General features: G+C 71.7%; 16 protein-coding genes. 6 read left to right on the forward strand and 10 right to left on the reverse strand.

Features of this window, described 5'->3' with window-relative positions:
- Positions 1–43: 43 nt before the first annotated feature.
- The 6 genes from GNZ18_RS02745 to GNZ18_RS43980 form a co-directional block, all read right to left on the reverse strand.
- Positions 44–466, reverse strand: coding sequence for a hypothetical protein (locus GNZ18_RS02745; protein WP_156214453.1), 423 nt, complete (start codon positions 464–466; stop codon positions 44–46).
- Between the two features lie 5 nt (positions 467–471).
- A complete protein-coding gene (locus GNZ18_RS02750; protein WP_216651131.1) occupies positions 472–915 on the reverse strand; it encodes a COG4315 family predicted lipoprotein in 444 nt (147 codons plus the stop codon).
- 43 nt (positions 916–958) lie between these two features.
- Positions 959–1,561 carry a COG4315 family predicted lipoprotein gene (locus GNZ18_RS02755; RefSeq protein WP_216651132.1) on the reverse strand — a complete coding sequence of 201 codons (603 nt, stop codon included), beginning with the start codon at positions 1,559–1,561 and terminating at the stop codon, positions 959–961.
- 347 nt (positions 1,562–1,908) lie between these two features.
- Positions 1,909–2,379 (reverse strand): DUF8820 family protein, encoded by a 471-nt coding sequence (locus GNZ18_RS02760; protein WP_156214454.1) that lies wholly within the window; start codon positions 2,377–2,379, stop codon positions 1,909–1,911.
- Positions 2,380–2,389: 10 nt separating this feature from the next.
- Complete coding sequence (locus GNZ18_RS02765) at positions 2,390–3,508, reverse strand: DUF6745 domain-containing protein (protein WP_156214455.1); 1,119 nt, start codon at positions 3,506–3,508, stop codon at positions 2,390–2,392.
- Positions 3,499–3,933 (reverse strand): NADH pyrophosphatase zinc ribbon domain-containing protein, encoded by a 435-nt coding sequence (locus GNZ18_RS43980; RefSeq protein ID WP_376766257.1) that lies wholly within the window; start codon positions 3,931–3,933, stop codon positions 3,499–3,501. The genes GNZ18_RS02765 and GNZ18_RS43980 overlap by 10 nt, the downstream gene beginning before the upstream one ends.
- Positions 3,934–4,498: 565 nt before the next feature.
- Here GNZ18_RS43980 and GNZ18_RS02775 point away from each other — a divergent pair.
- From GNZ18_RS02775 to GNZ18_RS02785, 3 genes are all read left to right on the forward strand, one after another.
- Complete coding sequence (locus GNZ18_RS02775; RefSeq protein ID WP_216651133.1) at positions 4,499–5,317, forward strand: hypothetical protein; 819 nt, start codon at positions 4,499–4,501, stop codon at positions 5,315–5,317.
- A gap of 573 nt (positions 5,318–5,890) precedes the next feature.
- Complete coding sequence (locus tag GNZ18_RS02780) at positions 5,891–6,688, forward strand: SRPBCC family protein (RefSeq protein ID WP_156214458.1); 798 nt, start codon at positions 5,891–5,893, stop codon at positions 6,686–6,688.
- 82 nt (positions 6,689–6,770) lie between these two features.
- On the forward strand, positions 6,771–7,814 hold the full coding sequence (locus GNZ18_RS02785) for an SRPBCC family protein (protein ID WP_216651134.1): 1,044 nt from the start codon (positions 6,771–6,773) through the stop codon (positions 7,812–7,814).
- 83 nt (positions 7,815–7,897) lie between these two features.
- Here GNZ18_RS02785 and GNZ18_RS02790 read toward each other — a convergent pair whose 3' ends face one another.
- A complete protein-coding gene (locus tag GNZ18_RS02790; RefSeq protein WP_156214459.1) occupies positions 7,898–9,136 on the reverse strand; it encodes an MFS transporter in 1,239 nt (412 codons plus the stop codon).
- Positions 9,137–9,238: 102 nt separating this feature from the next.
- Here GNZ18_RS02790 and GNZ18_RS02795 point away from each other — a divergent pair, with 102 nt between their 5' ends.
- Positions 9,239–10,324, forward strand: a complete 1,086-nt coding sequence (locus GNZ18_RS02795) for a DUF5937 family protein (RefSeq protein WP_156214460.1) — start codon at positions 9,239–9,241, stop codon at positions 10,322–10,324.
- A gap of 25 nt (positions 10,325–10,349) precedes the next feature.
- On the opposite strand, the gene GNZ18_RS02800 is transcribed toward GNZ18_RS02795, so the two are convergent.
- Positions 10,350–10,901 carry a MarR family winged helix-turn-helix transcriptional regulator gene (locus tag GNZ18_RS02800; protein WP_312874265.1) on the reverse strand — a complete coding sequence of 184 codons (552 nt, stop codon included), beginning with the start codon at positions 10,899–10,901 and terminating at the stop codon, positions 10,350–10,352.
- Positions 10,902–10,968: 67 nt separating this feature from the next.
- Between GNZ18_RS02800 and GNZ18_RS02805 the strand changes: the two genes are divergently transcribed.
- A complete protein-coding gene (locus tag GNZ18_RS02805; RefSeq protein WP_156214461.1) occupies positions 10,969–11,688 on the forward strand; it encodes an SDR family NAD(P)-dependent oxidoreductase in 720 nt (239 codons plus the stop codon).
- A gap of 160 nt (positions 11,689–11,848) precedes the next feature.
- Here the strand turns inward: GNZ18_RS02805 and GNZ18_RS02810 are convergent, their stop codons facing one another.
- Together GNZ18_RS02810 and tsaD are read right to left on the reverse strand one after the other, a co-directional pair.
- Positions 11,849–12,175 (reverse strand): hypothetical protein, encoded by a 327-nt coding sequence (locus tag GNZ18_RS02810; RefSeq protein ID WP_156214462.1) that lies wholly within the window; start codon positions 12,173–12,175, stop codon positions 11,849–11,851.
- A gap of 394 nt (positions 12,176–12,569) precedes the next feature.
- Positions 12,570–13,598, reverse strand: coding sequence for a tRNA (adenosine(37)-N6)-threonylcarbamoyltransferase complex transferase subunit TsaD (gene tsaD / locus GNZ18_RS02815; RefSeq protein ID WP_214616131.1), 1,029 nt, complete (start codon positions 13,596–13,598; stop codon positions 12,570–12,572).
- Between the two features lie 60 nt (positions 13,599–13,658).
- On the opposite strand from tsaD, the gene alaS reads away from it, so the two are divergent.
- Positions 13,659–16,280: an alanine--tRNA ligase gene (gene alaS / locus GNZ18_RS02820; protein WP_156214463.1), complete on the forward strand. Its 2,622-nt coding sequence runs from the start codon at positions 13,659–13,661 to the stop codon at positions 16,278–16,280.
- Positions 16,281–16,284: the final 4 nt, after the last annotated feature.

A 16,284-nucleotide genomic window follows, 5' to 3' on the forward strand; every position in this document is an offset into this window, starting at 1 on the left:
CCACAGCACCGACTAACAGATGGTCATCAGGGAACCGGAAGGCTCATCCCGCGTCGGTGGAGGGCCGTCCCCGCGTCCGGCGCGTTTCGAGCGCCGCGAACCCGAGCAGCACCACCACGGCGGCGCCCTCCAGAGCGAGCGCGAGCACGATCACGGACCGGTAGCCGTACTCGTGGAACCCGAACAGGCTGGCCTGCTCGCTGATCAGCAGGCCGATGATCGTGCCCAGCGCGAACCCGGCCGCCCCGAGCGCCACGAGTGCGAGCGGCGCGCGTCCGAACAGGGGCGGCCACCGCGGCGGGCTCGCCAGGACGATCCCCATGGCCACCGCCCCGGCGAAGTTGAGCGCGAACAGGACCCCGATGATCGGGATGACCCGGTAATGGTCGGCGACGTACTCGCGCAGATGGACGGCGCCGATGCCGAACAGCAGCAGCACGCCGAGGTAGCGCAGCACGTGACGCACGGGGGTCACCCGCCCGGGACGAGGGAGCCACGACTCACTCCGCCCTGGACCTGCTCACCCTGAGGTGAGACGGCGTACCATTCGGCGCCGAACTGCGTGAGCGCCTGGCCTCGGATGTCACCGCGTCCGGTATCGGCCTGGTAGTAGTACAGCGGGTGGCCCGCGTAGACGAGCTGGCGCGGCCCCTCGGAGCGGGCGATCGTGGTGATCTGGGACCGCTGGGCGGCACCGTCCGCGATCGCCGGGCCCTGGGAGGTCGCGGGCGGCCAGATGGCGGCGCACGCCCCGCCGCAGCTCGACCGGTTCGGCAGGTCGGCGACGAACAGGTAGAGCGTGCGGCCCTTCCCGTCCACCAGGATCCGCCCGAGCGAGGGCACCCGCTCCGTGCCGATCCGCGCCCGGCCGGGATGCAGCGAGTTCGTCGCCATCGCGCAGCCAGTGGCCGCCATCACCGGGACGGCGACGAGCGGAGCCCACCACCGGCGGCGCATGTCAGTAGCCGCCGCCCTTGGGCTCGACCTTGCCGCCGGACCCCGACAGCACGTACCACTCGGCGCCGAACTGGTTCAGGCCCTCCCCCTTGGCGCTGCCGGGAGTCATGCCGTCAGGCACGTAGTAGTAGACGGGATGTCCGCCATAGGTGACCTGCGTCGAGCCGTCCGGACGCTTGGTGGTGCCCAGCTTCGCCGCGTCCGCGCCCGGCCCGGCGGTGGGCCGCCCCGCGGTGGCGACCGGCGGCCACACCGCCGCACACGACCCGGTGCACGACGACATGCCGCCCGTGTCCTTCTCGAACAGGTAGACCGTCCGGCCCTGACCGTCGACCAGGATCTGCCCCAGGGCCCCCACGGACGCCGTTTTGATGGTCTGACCACCGGACGGAGACGCGGACGCCGACCCCGCCAGAGCCGGGGATCTCGGTGCCTGCGAGTCGGACGACTTGTCCCCCTCTCCACCGCCGCACCCGGCGAGCGCCAGTACGGCCGCCGCGACGACGGCCGGCACCCCTGCGGCCACCGATGTTCGCGGTCGCCGCCGTGTCCGGGGCACCGCCACGGCCGCGCGGACCAGGTCGGGCATCTGTGACTCAGACATTCGCGAAACCTCCCCCGAAAGGCGAACGGGTGGGTCATCTGCGTTCATCTTCCGCCGCCACCTACCCGGCCGACCGACCCGTGAACTGCCAGATCCCAGCTCTGACCTGGTCTTTCCTTAGCGCCGCGATGATCTACCCGCTGTTCCCCAAGAGTGGTCGCCAACGGGGCATCGTTCGTCCGGCACCGAGCAGGGAGCGCGGCGCAAAGCGACCGCGGCCTCGGACGCGAACCACCCGGGCCGGGATGATCGCGCTCGCATCGGCGGCGGCCTCGGTCGCCCTGATGCATCGCGAAAGGTCACGCGCTCGTGCAGGTGAGGCCCCAGCGCGGCCCGCGATCAATGGTTCAGTCGTCTACGAGTCCGAACAGGTCGTGGGACGTGCCTGACGCGGTCCGTGGCGCGGCGTCGAAGGCGACCTTCGCCTGGCGTTTGCGGTTGATGACGTACTCGCCCGGCCCGATGCCGTTGGCTCCGTGCTCGTCGGTGTGGATCAGGAGGGCCGTCTGACCGCCGGGGACCCGCAGGTGTCCGACCGCGAGGCCGTCCTCCTGGCCGCTCGCGGGCAGCCAGGACACCCCTGGGCTGTCGAAGCCGGGGTGGAGCCAGTGGGTGTTGCCGGTCGCTTCGCCGCGGACGACCCGCACTCCCGTCGCGGGGACGGTCCGCCAGTCCTTGGAGCGGGGCGCGCCGGTGGGGATGACCAGCAGGTCCCCCTGGGCTTGGGGCCCGGTCAGGATCGGGACCTCGGCGTCGGCGGTGAGATGGCCGGGGACGGTGACGCCGATCAGTTTCAGTGCGGTCGCGTAGGTGTGCATGGCGCTCTCCTCAGGTTCGTCGTTCCAGTCGCCGGTAGACGTCCACGGGGCAGCCGTACTGCCAGGCGGCGGCTTCGACCGGATCGTCCAGATGTCCGGGGACCGGTTCCGCATAGTCGCGGTGCGCGCCGGACCGGTCGGGGCTGCCGTTGCGCATCACCAGCAGTCGTGCGTCGGCGCCGGGGATGTCGTAAAGGCGCAGGACGGCACCGGGGTTGCCGGGATCCTCCGTTTCGGCCAGCGGTTCGAGCCCGGCCCTGGAAATGAATCTCTCCCAGCCCATGCGTTCGATGGCCAGGCGCCGCAACTCGCTGTTCCGTGTTCTTTCGATCTGCTGAATGTTCCATTCGCCATCGAACAGTTCCTTCGGCACCAGGGTGCCGTGCAGGAAGAAGTGCTCTTCACCGTTCGGCCATCGCAGCGCGGCCACGTCGTCCGCGTGCGGGCGGGTGGTTCCGTCGGGCAGCGCCTCGGTGTGCATGACCGAGGGCGGCTCGACCACGATCACCAGGCCGCGGAACGTCGCGCAGGCGAACGCCCGCCCTGGGACTCCGAAGTGGAGGCAGCCGCGCAGGTCCGCGATATCGCCTCCCTGGAAGAGGGCCGAAGAGATCCGGAGCATGGGGAGCAGCGGATCGAACCGGGGGCTCTCAGGTTTCAGCGCGCGCAGCCTCACCCGGTCGTCGCCCAGATCCAGTAGATCGAGACCGCCCTCTCCATCGATGGCATGTAAGGCGCAGCACAGATAGACGAAAAGGGCGAAGAACGAATATATTCCCAGAGCTTTCGGCAGGCTCAGCTCGGCGATGCTCGCGCCGATCATCCCCGCCGGCCTGTCGTCCATGCGGCAGACGATGTAGACGCCCGCCCCCAAGGGAATGAAGACCAGGTAGAGCAAGAGCGCCGAGAGCGACAGCGACAGCGCGTACCGGCACCGAGCCCGGATGCGCTCTCCGGCGGTCAGTTTCGCGGATCGGCTGCTCCGGTGCCGGTACCTCCGGAGGTGCTCCGGGGACTCGACCCAGATCACGCGGCGGTGCCAGCGTCTCCGGGATGCCCGGTAGGCATCGCGCAGTCCGGCGACGATCTCGGCGCGATCCTGATCGCTCAGCGGCCCGTCTACTGCCACGACGCCCCCTCGGCACGCACCATGAGGTCAGCACAGCCGTCCGACGAGCGGGCGGATCGAGCTGCGCTCCGTTCTCCCCCGTCCCAGCGCAGCAGGTCGTCCGCCGGGCAGACCCGGACGTGCCCGGCCGAGGCGACCCTCGTCCCGGTGCCGCAGCGCGGGCAGAACCGGTGCGTGGCATGCCAGTGCTCCAGCGCGCCGGCGTGCGTGAGCAGCCCGGAGTCGCGGTCGGCGAGGAGCGCGCCGACCTGGCACAGGCCGGCGGGCTCAGCGCCCTCGACGGCGGGCAGCGGCGCCGTCACGCCGAAGTAGACGGTGCCCTCGGCGTCCTCCCCGAGACGCCACCCCGGCGTGCCCCGACCGAGCGGGAGGGCTGCGGCGCCGCCGGCGACGAGGACCGTACGGCGACCGGTCGGAGGCGTCATCCGAGCTCCTCGCACGGGACGGGCTGTCACCCCAAAATCGCTGGAAAATGGTTCTGTCTCAAGGGGACCCGGGACGGTCGGCCACAACCGGAACCGCCACGCGATCGCAAGCATGACCGGGTGGTCGGAAGGACCCCTGCTCACCGGCGCGGATGACGGCGGTGATGGGGCACTAGCAAACAAGCCGATGTAGATCGGCGGGGCCAGTCCTCCCCGAGCCGCAGAACACCGACCTCAGTGAACGATCCGCTTCCGTTTTCCGGAGACGAAGGCCCCACGACGCGCTGTCCCGGACGACGCACTCGATGTGTTTCGGTCCGTCCGCGGCCGGGCTTCGGCCGCCCCGCCCCTGGGTCGAGCGGCCCCCTCGACGGCGGCGACATGAATGGGGGAGGTTACTACTTGCGTCTAGAGCCGTGACACGAACCGAACTTGACAGCGGCCGCCTCGTCCTGCGGCAGGGACATGTTTCGCCGCGAGGTAATCGATCTACTCCCCGGGCACGTATTTACGCTCCGCAGCCCGCGGTGGATGATTTGTTCCTCTCTTGACGGAGGAGGAGCGCATGGCCCACAACAGCAACTGTGCCCGGGCTCGACTACCCGGATGTAAATGCGAGTGCGGTGGTGCGATGCACGCTTGCCAAGGGGCCTTCGAAATCGCGGATGGAACGGAGAAACGTGTACGTGAGTACCTCGCGGAACAGGAGGGAAACTGGGACACAAGGCCGCCGGGGGTGACCCTGAAACAGGCAGCGATCGGCTGCGCGAGGGCGGACGTCGTTTACTGGCTGTACCGTGATGAGGCGTTGCGGAGGTGCGCTCGGAGCGCGGACGAAAGGGCTTTCGAGGACGCACCGGGCGTCTCCGACAGCGGGCTGGTGCTGCGCGGCCTGTCCGCTCATCTCGGGGCACAACGAATGCAAGCATTCCAGCTCTGGGCGCGCAGTACCCACTTCTGGTGCGAGTTGCTCGCTCAGATCGCCCACGCCATCACTCAGTACGAGCAACTCCGGGACAGAATTTTCCGTATGGCGGAAGAGGCTCTTCGCCTGAGAAGCACAGAACCTCTCGCGGATGAGTTGCGCTGTGCGAGAGCAATAGAGGTCGCGGTGTGGTCGGCTTGGAGGTACCTGTTCGAGGGCATCATCTCGACGTTAGACGCCGGGATGAGCCTGCGAGCATTGCTGAACAGCGGGGATGTCGCGCCGCTCCTTTGGCCTATCCGGGTCCTCGCGGTTCTGATGTGCCCGGACGCGTCCGGCCATCCGGCGGTCAGAAGATACTGCTGGGACCCGATCGTGCGCCACGGCGGCGCCGAGGTCCGCCAGAAGGTCCGCGAGCGCCTTACTCAGATGTTCCCCGATGATCCGTGGTTTGCCTAGCAAACACAGGCTCCGGAGTCATCGAGTGATGCTGCCCACAAGGGCGCCCTTCTGATGCCACCTGCGCCGGGCACGGGGGTGTCTAGGGGTTGCGCCCGTCGGCGCCGGACGCGTCGAGCACATGGAGCCGGAGGGGCGGATCGTCGCGGTCCGGGAGCGCCACGCCGATCACACCCGGGCCCCGGGGAGCCGCCGCACCGTGAGGGGGACCACCTGGCCGTCGGCGGTCCGGGCCTGTATCGCCTCTGCGGATGGCGGGGCGGCGGGCAGCCCGACGTGGATGCACACCGAGTCGCATGGCGCGGCTCAGGGGTGCCTCGCGTTCGGTGGTGGTCAGGTGGAGCCGGGCTGGCAGTTCGTCGTCCGACAATGCGGCGCGAGAGGCGGCGGCCAGGGGGTTCGGTGAGGGTGTCCGGCGGGCGGTAGGGCGTGTTACCAGGTGGTCACTGTGTGCTAACCGAGGCGGTATCACGGTGGCATGGAAGTCCGGGGCTCGGCCTGTGGCCTGTTTTGTCCCTCTTTACGCGGGTAGCCCGCCGCTCGACTCCGAGTAGACGGCGAGGTGACGAGGACATGAAACTCCGGACCGGGCTCGCCGCCGGCGTGGCAGGCGCGGGCGGCGTCCTGGGCGCGGTCGCCGTCGGCCGGGTCGGGCGCCGGCTGGCGAGCCGGGTCGTCGGCCGGTACGAGGCGAGGCTGGCGCGCTCCGTCCGGCGGCTGGCGGTGCGGGCCGAGTACGGCGGGCCGCTCGCCAAGGCGTCCCTCGCCGGGGCGCGGGCGCTCGCCCAGGGCAAGTCGCCCGCGCGGGCGCTGGTGAGCTTCGGCTGGACGGCGCTGAAGGAGACGCTCAAGCGGATCTTCGGCGGCGGACGGCGCGGCGGCCGGGTCGACATCGTCGAGCAGACCGATGTCGGCGCGCCCTGCCGGCTGGTCTACGACCAGTGGACCCGCTTCGAGGACTTCCCGTCCTTCATGAAGAAGGTGGTGAGCGTCGACCAGGCGTCCGAGGAGAAGCTGAACTGGAAGGCGAAGGTCTTCTGGTCGAGCCGGACCTGGCAGTCGACGATCGTGGAACAGGTCCCCGACCGGCACATCGTGTGGCGCTCGGCGGCGGGGAAGGGCCGGGTGGACGGGACGGTCAGCTTCCACGAGCTGACGCCCGACCTGACCCGCGTCCTGCTCGTCCTGGAGTACCACCCGCAGGGCCTGTTCGAGCGGACCGCCAACCTCTGGCGCGCGCAGGGCCGCCGCGTCCGGCTGGAGCTCAAGCACTTCCGCCGCCATGTCATGACCCGCGCGCTGGTCGCCCCCGGCGAGGTGGAGGGCTGGCGCGGCGAGATCCATGACGGCGAGGTCGTCCGGACGGCGTGAGCGGCCCGCAGTGAGACAGAACCCCGAAACCCAATCCATGCGGAGGAGCACGAATATGAAACGCGGAACCAAGGTGGGCCCGATGCCCATCGGCCGAATCGCGAAACGGCTGCCGGTCGGCCGGAAGAGCCCGTCGGGCCTCGGCCGGATCACGCAGAACCTGCCGGGCGGCATTCCCGGTGGCAAGGCGCTCGGGACCACCGGCGGCGTCCTGCTCGGCGCCGGTGCCGCCGTCGCGGCCGGCCGCGCGCTCAGCCGCCGCAACGGCGAGGACGGCGAGCAGGAGCAGACCGAGACCAAGAGCGGCGGACGCGGCGCCGGTGCCGCCAAGGGTGCGGCGAAGAGCGCCAAGGGCGCGGCCCAGAGCGCCAAGGACACCGCGAAGAACGCCGCCGAGAAGCCCGCCGAAGGGGCCAAGGGCCTGTTCGGCCGGCTGAAGGACACCGTCGGGGGCGCCCTGAAGAAGGGCGGCGGTGGCGGCAAGAAGGTGAAGGTCACCAACATCGTCGAGCACACCGACGTCGGTGCGCCGCGCCGCCTCGTCTACGACCAGTTCACGCAGTTCCAGGAGTTCCCGTCCTTCATGAAGAAGGTCGTCAGCGTCGACCAGGCGGACGAGGAGAAGCTGAACTGGCAGGCGAAGATCTTCTGGTCCAAGCGGACGTGGGAGGCCACGATCGTCGAGCAGGTGCCGGACGAGCACATCGTCTGGCGCTCGAAGGGCAACAAGGGCCACGTCGACGGGACGATCAGCTTCCACGAGCTGGCGCCGAACCTCACCCGCGTCCTGGTGGCGCTGGAGTACCACCCGCAGGGCCTGTTCGAGCGGACCGGCAACCTCTGGCGGGCGCAGGGCCGCCGCGTCCGGCTGGAGCTCAAGCACTTCCGCCGGTACGTGATGACGCAGTCGCTGACCCGCGCCGACGAGATCGAGGGCTGGCGCGGCGAGATCCACGACAGCGAGGTCGTCAAGTCCCATGAGGACGCGCTGAAGGAGGAGGAGAAGTCCGGCGACGGCCCGAAGGGCAGGTCCGGCTCCAGCGCGAGGAACGGCCGCAGGAACGGCTCCAAGGGCGGCAGCAGGGACAGCAAGGAGCCGGAGTACGAGGAGGCTTCCAACAAGTAAGCCGCCGCGGGGCGGTCGGCAGCCGGTCCGGGCGAGAGCCCGGACCTGCCGCCGCCGCCCGCCCGCGTCCGGAGCGGCGACGATCACGTTGCCTCTTCGGTGCGAGCGTGCTCGTGCCCGACCGTCGAGCCGTGGTCCTTCTCGGCGGCGACGGCGGAGGCGGACAGGAGCGTCCCGGCGGTGAGGCCGCCCCACAGCGCGGCCGGGCCGTGGGAGGCGAGGGCGGTGATGATCGCCGGGGAGACGGCGAGGCCGAAACCGGTGGAGAGCTGGAAGCGGGCCAGGGCGCGTCCGAGGACGTGGGCCGGGGCGAGGGCGGTGACGAGCGCGGTCGCGCTGCCCGCGTAGATGATCTCGCCGATCGTGCAGACCACGGACACCGCGGCGACGGCCGGGGCGCCCCAGCCGTGTCCCAGGGAGGTGGCCGCGAGGAAGCCGAGGTAGGACGCGGCGAGCACCACGCCGGAGAGGACCAGCGTGGTCCGGCGGGAGTAGCGGGACATCAGCACGGTGACCGGCACCTGGAAGGCGACGACCAGCACGGTGTTGGCCACGAAGACGGCCGCCGGCCACACCGGCGACGCGTGGAACCGCGTCACCAGGATCAAGGGAATGGCGATTTCGGGAACGTTGAGGCAGAAGACGTAGACCACGTTGGCGGCGAGTAGCGCGGTCATCCGGGGCGCGGGACCCTCGTCCCGGGCCGAGGCGGCGTCCGCCGGCTGTGCGCGCACGTGGGCCGACCACGCCAGAGCGGCGGCGAGCAGGTAGGCGAGCACGGTGGCGGCCGCCAGCGCCCGCAGTGCGGTGGTGCCGCCGGCCAGGCATGCGGCGGCGAGGAGCGCTCCGACGCCCAGGGCCGCGTTGCGCAGGGCGCGGGCCGCCGCGAGGGCGGTGTCGCGTTCCCGTCCGTGGGCGACCGTGGCCACGAGCGCGGCGTGGGCGGTCGGCCATGCCTGGTTGCCGATGCCGAGGAACAGGGCGGCCGAAGCGAAGAGCCAGACGTGCCCCGCCGGGGCGGCCGCCAGCAGCGCCGCGCCCAGCACCCGCACCAGCATTGACGCGGCCACGACCGTGCTGCGCGCGCCCCGGTCCAGCCACCGGCCCACCGCGGGCATGCAGACCAGGCCCGCGACGATGCCGACCGTCATGGCGGTGCCGGTGGCCGGGGCGGACAGCCCCAGCACCGTCACGCCGTAGAGCAGCAGGAAGGGCCGCAGCAGGCCGGTGCCGAGCGCGTCCACCGCAAGGGCGACGGCGTAGCGCGGGCCTCCGGAGGCGCGGACGAGGGCACGGGGCTGGATCCTGGTGGTGGTCGCCATGGCGTCAGACAGTGCGCCGACCCGCCGGGGCGGGGCACGTCGGTTGACGGTTGTCGTCAATCGATGCCGTGACCAGGCCGTCCGGGCGGTGATGATGGGTGAATGACGCTGAGGATCGACATCAGCGGCCTGCCGTCCGAACGGGTGCGGTTCGCCGCCTCCCCACTGGCGGAGCTGACCGCGATGCTGCACGTGCTGGCCGAGCCCGGCCACCATCCGCAGTTCTCCGGCTGGGCCGCGGACGTCTGGGCCGGGCTTCGGCCGGAGCCGGCCGAGCGGCTCCGGGAGGCGGAGTTCCTCTGGCGTTCCTCGCAGGCCGACTTCCTGATCCCCGCGAGACCCCGGCCGACCCTCGCCGAGGAGCTGGACGACGTGGACCGGCTCGACGACGAGACCTATGTGACCGCCGCGCTCGTCACCACGTGCGGCAGCAACCGGGTCCATTTCCCCGGGGCGTCGCCGCTGACCGACACGACCGCGCGCGAGCGGGCCCTGGTCGTGGCCCAGGCCCGCGGCGAACTACAGGAGGCGTTCGCGGAACGGCTGCTCGCGGACCCCGCCGCGGTGCGGGCGCGGGTACGCCGCACCCTCGAAGAATGCGCCGAGGCGTTCTTCGACGACGCCTGGGCGGGCGTCACCGTGCGACTCGCCGACGATCTGCGTCTGAAGAACGAGATGCTCAGGCGCCAGGGCCTTCGCGCGGCGCTCGCCTCGGTCTCCGGCGCGGTCGCCCTGGCACCGGACGGCGACTGCATCGTCGTGGACAAGGTGCAGGACAAGGCGACCACCGCCCACGGCGCCGGGGTCACCTTCATCCCCAGCGTCTTCGGCCGCCCGCACCTGGTGGCGGTCCACACGCCCGGATGGCATCCGGTGGTGCAGTACCCCGTCGCCGAGCCGGGTCCGGCGGAACCGGTCTCGCTGGAGACGGTCACCCTCCGGCTGGAGGCTCTCGCGCATCCGGTGCGGCTGCGGCTGCTGCGCACGCTGGCCCGCGGCCCGCACACCACCAGCGAGCTGGCCGACTTCTGGGAGCTCTCGCCCCCGGAGGTGTCCCGCCACCTCGCCGCCCTGCGCCGCGCGGGCCTGCTCACGTCCCGCCGCCACGGCCGCTACGTCCGCTACACCCTCAACCTGCCCGACCTGACGGCCTTGGGCACCGACCTGCTGGCAGCCGTCCTGCGCTAGCCGCGACCCCGCCGCGCGCGGGGTTTCAGTCCTGGCCGACGTGCGTTATCCGGTCGTCGTCGGTGCGGTGCTGAACCTGTTGGAGCAGGACGCGGAGCAACTCGGTGAGCTGGGTCCGCTGGTCGGGTGTGAGACCGCTGATCAGTTCGGCCTCCCGGTGGAGCACCTGGTCGACGGTCGCCTCGACCACCTCGTGCCCGGCGGCGGTCAGGGCGACCTGCACGGTGCGGGGGCGCCCCTGGGCGGGATGGCGTTCGACCAGGCCCTCGCGTTCGGCGCGGGCGACGCGCTGCGAGATCGCCCCCGCCGTGACCAGGGAGCGACGGCTCAGCTCGCGGGTGCTGAGCGTGTACGGGGGGCCGCTGCGGCGCAGGACGCTGAGCAGGTCCAGGGTGGCGGCGTCCACCCCCGCGCGGGCCAGGACCGAGCGCCGATCATCGCCGAACAGCTTGGCCAGCTGCCAGATCGGCGTGACGATCCGGATCGAGGAGACCGGCGTGCCGGGGCGCTCCCGCTCCCAGGCGGCGGCGATCTCATAGACGGGATGCCCGGCGCCGTCCTCGTCGTCTGTTGCCACAAGCCCCTCCCTGGAGGATATGTTTAGATCTAAATTTAGACCTCAACGCTAGTGAGGGGCCCAGCTTATGACACGCACCATCCTGGTCACCGGCGGCGGTACGGGCATCGGCCGCGCCATCGCGCGGGGTTTCGCCGAGCGGCACGAGGCCGTCGTCATCACCGGCCGCCGCCCCGGTCCCCTCAAGGAGACGGCGGACGCGCTCGGCGTCCGAGCCCTGAAATGCGACCACACCGACCCTGAGGCGCTCATGGGGACACTGGCGGAGCTGCCCGGCAGGATCGACGTGCTGGTCAACAACGCCGGGGGCAACACCGACTTCGACGCCGACGGCAGGACGGACCTCGCCGCCTACGCTCGGGACTTCCGCGCCAACCTCGACGCGAACCTGGTCAGCGCCGCGCTGACGACCAAGGCGGTGGACGAGCGCCTCGTCCCAGGCGGCGCGGTGGTCCACATCGGGTCGATCGCCGCCGACCAGGGCGCCGGTTCCTACGGCGCCGCCAAGGCCGGGCTCGCCTCCTGGAACCTCGACCTGGCGGGCGAGCTGGGCCCACGCGGCATCACCGCCAATGTCGTCTCGCCGGGATACGTCGCCGACACCGAGTTCTTCCGCGACCGGCTGCCGGACGAAAGGCGCGGAGAGTTGGTCTCCTCGACCGCGACCGGCCGCGCCGCCTCCCCCGACGACATCGCCGAGGCGGTCATTTTTCTCGCGTCACCTGCGGCACGCCACATCACAGGGCAGGTGCTGAACGTGAACGGAGGCGCATACAGAACCCGCTGAACCCGGCCGCGCCACAGTCGCATATCCATATGGGTCTCGACGCGTTCCGCATACGCCACCATGGCACGGACTCCGCGCCACCTCGCCCGGTTTCCCGGCCCAGATGCCGGCGGTGGGGCGCCCGTCGGCGGGCGCCCCACCGCCGGCCGGCCGCGAGCGGCTACTCCAGAATCAGGACGCTCTCATTCGGCGCGTAGCGCGTGGTCGTCGATGGCGGGAGGTTGAACCAACCGGCCTGGTCGGTGCAGTTCGGACCCATGATGACCTTGATCGGCCTGGTGGTCTCGTTCCCGACGAGGCCGATCTTGGTGTGCCCGGCCTGGGCCGAGAGGTTGTAGCAGGCTCCGGCGGGCGGGTTCTCGATGGTGATCCGGTAACCGTTGCCCTGGTCGAAAGTCAGCTTGCCGGATGCGGCGTTCGCCGGGGACGGTACGGCGAGGGCCCCCGCAACCGCCAGAACTCCGATGGTGATCGCGACTCGTCGCATATCATCTCCTCACAGGAACAGGCGATTCTTAGTGAGTTGACAAATTCGCTGGAAAAAGCCGGAATACGTGATCATTGTGGCGCACCGCGGTCGTCGGCGGCAAGCCCATTTTCGCGTGATGGTCCCGTAGCGGCTCGGAAACACCTCCAGGGAATGTGCGCCGTCAACCTGCCGATGCCACTCGCAGTGTTCGATACCACGCACTCGGCAACGCCGTTCCTGAACCCGTTCGGTGGGTGGCGAGCCGGTGACACAAACCCGTCACCCATGCTCTGTCTCGCTCAACTCCGCCATTCGAATCGGCGGGCGACGAAGGCCGGGGAGGGCCGGGGCGAGCGTTGGCCCGAGTGCAAGGAGACTCGCGCGGGGCGCGGACGTCCCGTCGTAGCAACGGCTACCGACTGGCGGGGGCGAGCGCGGCCCGGGTCAGCGGGGCCGAGGGGTCGGTCGCCAGCGTCAGACCTGCGGGCGGGGCGCCGGCGTCCACGAGGAGTTCGCCGACGGCGGCGATCATCGCGCCGTTGTCGGTGCACAGCCGCGGCGGCGGGACGCGCAGGACGAGCCCGGCGGCGGCGCAGCGCGAGGCGGCCAGCTCCCGCAGCCGCCGGTTCGCGGCCACGCCGCCGACGATGGTCAGGGTGTCGACGCCGTGCGCGCGGCAGGCCGCGACGGCCTTGGCCGTGAGGACGTCCGCGACCGCCTCCTGGAACGAGGCGGCGACGTCCGCCAGCGGCGCGCGGGTGCCCTCGGCCTCCACATGCCGGGCGACGGCGGTCTTGAGGCCGGAGAAGGAGAAGTCGAATCCGGCGCCGAGCATGGCGCGCGGGAAGCGCACGGCGGTGGCGGAACCCTCGCGGGCGGCCCGGTCCACGGCGGGTCCGCCCGGGTAGCCGAGGCCGAGGATCCGGGCGACCTTGTCGAACGCCTCCCCGGCGGCGTCGTCGCGGGTGTCGCCGAGGTGGACGATCGGGTCCCGGGCCAGGTCGCCCAGCAGGAGCAGCGAGGTGTGCCCGCCGGAGACGATCAGCGCGACGGACCGTCCGGGCGGCGGGCCGTGCTCCAGCGTGTCGGCCGCGACGTGTCCGGCCAGGTGGTGGACCCCGTACAGGGGCAGGTTCCAGGCGAGCGCGTACGCTTTGGCGGCGGCCACACCGGTCTGGAGCGCGGTGGACAGGCCCGGACCGGAGGTGACGGCGATCGCGTCCAGGTCGGACGGGCGGACGTCCGCCTCCGCCATCGCCGTCCGCACGCACGGCGCGAGCGCGTGCAGGTGCGCGCGGGCCGCGATCTCCGGGACGACGCCTCCGAAGCGGGCGTGCTCGTCCATGGACGACGACAGCGCGGCGCCGAGCAGCCGCCCGCCCGACACGACGCCCGCGCCGGTCTCGTCGCACGAGCTCTCGATGCCGAGCACCACCGCCACACCGGCCTCCTTATCGCAATAGACTCGCAGTTGCGAATCTAGTGCAACAAAGGAGCGGACATGCGGACGGCAGAGGTCAAGCGGCGGTTCCTCGCGCACTTCGAGGCGGCGGGGCACCGGGTCGCCGCCGGTGCCCCACTCCCCGCCGACGATCCGACGCTGCTGTTCGTGAACGCCGGAATGGTGCCGTTCAAGCCCTACCTGCTCGGGCAGCGGACCCCGCCGGGGCCGCGGATGACCAGCGTGCAGAAGTGCGTGCGGACGCTCGACATCGACGAGGTCGGCAAGACCACCCGGCACGGCACGTTCTTCCAGATGAACGGCAACTTCTCCTTCGGCGACTACTTCAAGGAGGAGGCGATCGCGCTCGCCTGGGACCTGGTCGTCAAGCCGGTGGCCGACGGCGGCTACGGGCTGGACGCCGACCGGATCTGGGCCACGGTCTACCGGGACGACGACGAGGCGTACGCGCTGTGGCGCGACCGGATCGGACTGCCCGAGGCGCGGATCGTCCGGCGGGGGAAGGCCGACAACTTCTGGTCGATGGGCGTCCCCGGCCCGTGCGGCCCCTGCTCCGAGCTGTTCTACGACCGAGGCCCCGCGTACGGCCGCGACGGCGGCCCCGAGGTCGACGAGGACCGGTTCCTGGAGTTCTGGAACCTGGTCTTCATGCAGTACGAGCGCGGCGAGGGCAGCGGCAAGGAGGACTACCCGGTCCTCGGCGAGCTCCCGTCCCGCAACATCGACACCGGCATGGGCCTGGAGCGCATGGCCGTGCTGCTCCAGGGCGTCGACAACCTCTACGAGATCGACGAGACCCGTCCCGTCCTGGACGCCGCCGCCGAGCTCACCGGCACCGCCTACCGGACGGAGCCGGACACGGACGTGCGGCTGCGGGTGATCGCCGACCATGTGCGCACGGCCCTGATGATGATCGGGGACGGGGTGACCCCCGCCAACGAGGGGCGCGGCTACGTGCTGCGCCGGATCCTGCGGCGGGCCGTCCGCGGCGTCCGGCAACTCGGGTACGAGGACCCCGCCCTCCCGCACCTGCTTCCCGTCGCCCGCGACTGCATGGCGCCGTCCTACCCCGAACTGGCCACCGACTTCGAGCGGATCGCCTCCTACGCCTACGGGGAGGAGGACGCCTTCCGCGGCACGCTGCGCCAGGGCAGCGCCCTGCTGGGGCGCGCCCTGTCCGGCACGTCCGGGCCGCTGCCCGCCGGGACGGCGTTCCGGCTCCACGACACCTACGGGTTCCCGATCGACCTGACCGTCGAGATCGCCGCCGAGCGGGGCCTCGACGTGGACGTCGACGGCTTCCGGCGGCTCATGGCCGAGCAGCGGCGCAAGGCCCGGCAGGACGCGCGGGCCAAGAAGACCGGCCACGCCGACACCGGCCTCTACCGGTCCCTGCTGGACGCCGGCGGCCCGACCGACTGGCTCGCCCACGACACCCTCACCGCCGAGGCGACCGTCCTGGCCGTGCTGCGCGACGGCGGGCCCGTGGACGCGGCCGGCGAGAGCGAGATCGTCACCGTGGTCCTGGACCGCACGCCCTTCTACGCCGAGTCCGGCGGGCAGGACAGCGACGCGGGCACCCTGCGCGGCACCGGCTTCGCCGCCGAGGTCCTGGACGTCCAGCGGCCGGTCAAGGGCCTGATCACGCACCAGGTCCGGATCACCGGCGGCGAGATCGCGACCGGCCTGCGGGCGCACGCCGAGGTCGATCCCGAATGGCGGCTCGGCGCCCGGCAGGCGCACTCGGGCACCCATATCGTGCACGCCGCGCTGCGCGCCGCCCTCGGTCCGGGCGCCGTGCAGTCAGGCTCCTACAACCGTCCCGGATACCTGCGGCTGGACTTCTCCTGGCAGGGGACGCTGCCGGACGCCGCCCGCGGCGAGATCGAGGAGACGGCGAACCTCGCCATCCGCCGCGACCTGCCGGTGGAGGTCCGCCGCATGCCGCTGGCGCGGGCCCGCGAACTCGGCGCGCTGGCGCTGTTCGGCGAGACCTACGACGACGTCGTGCGGGTCGTGGAGATCGGCGGCGCGTGGTCACGGGAGCTTTGCGGCGGAACCCACGTGGACCACGCCGCGCAGGTCGGCAGCATCACGCTCACGGGCGAGTCGTCCGTCGGGTCCGGGCGGCGGCGCGTCGAGGCCGTCACCGGCCTGGAGTCGTTCCGCTACCTCGCCCGCGAGCGGGATCTGGTCACCGAGGTCGCCGCCCGGCTGAACGCGCCCCGGGACCGGCTCCCCGAGCGCGTCGCGAACCTGGTCGAGAAGCTCAAGGAGGCCGAGCGCGTCAACCGGCTCCTGCGCGACCAGGTGGCGGTGGCCGAGGCGGGCATCGCCGCCGCCCAGGCCGAGGACGCGGGCGGAGTCCGCTTCGCTCACGCGCACACCGACGCGCCCCCGCGCCGGCTCGCGGAGCTGATCGTCGATCGGCTGCCCGAGCGCCGTCCGGGGGTCGCGGCCGTGACGTCGCCGTCGGGATTCGTGGTCGCCGCCAACCAGGCGGCCCAGGACGCCGGAGTGTCCGCCGGGGAACTGGTCAAGACGGTCCTGGACGGGCGGGGCGGCGGGAACGCCCGGCTGGCCCAGGGGCGTCCGCCGGGCGACGCGTCGGCGGCCCTGACGGTCCTCGCGCGGCTCCTGGCCGCGTCCACCGACCGCTGACCGG

The organism is Actinomadura litoris, from assembly GCF_009733595.1.
Classification (GTDB): Bacteria; Actinomycetota; Actinomycetes; order Streptosporangiales; family Streptosporangiaceae; genus Spirillospora; species Spirillospora litoris.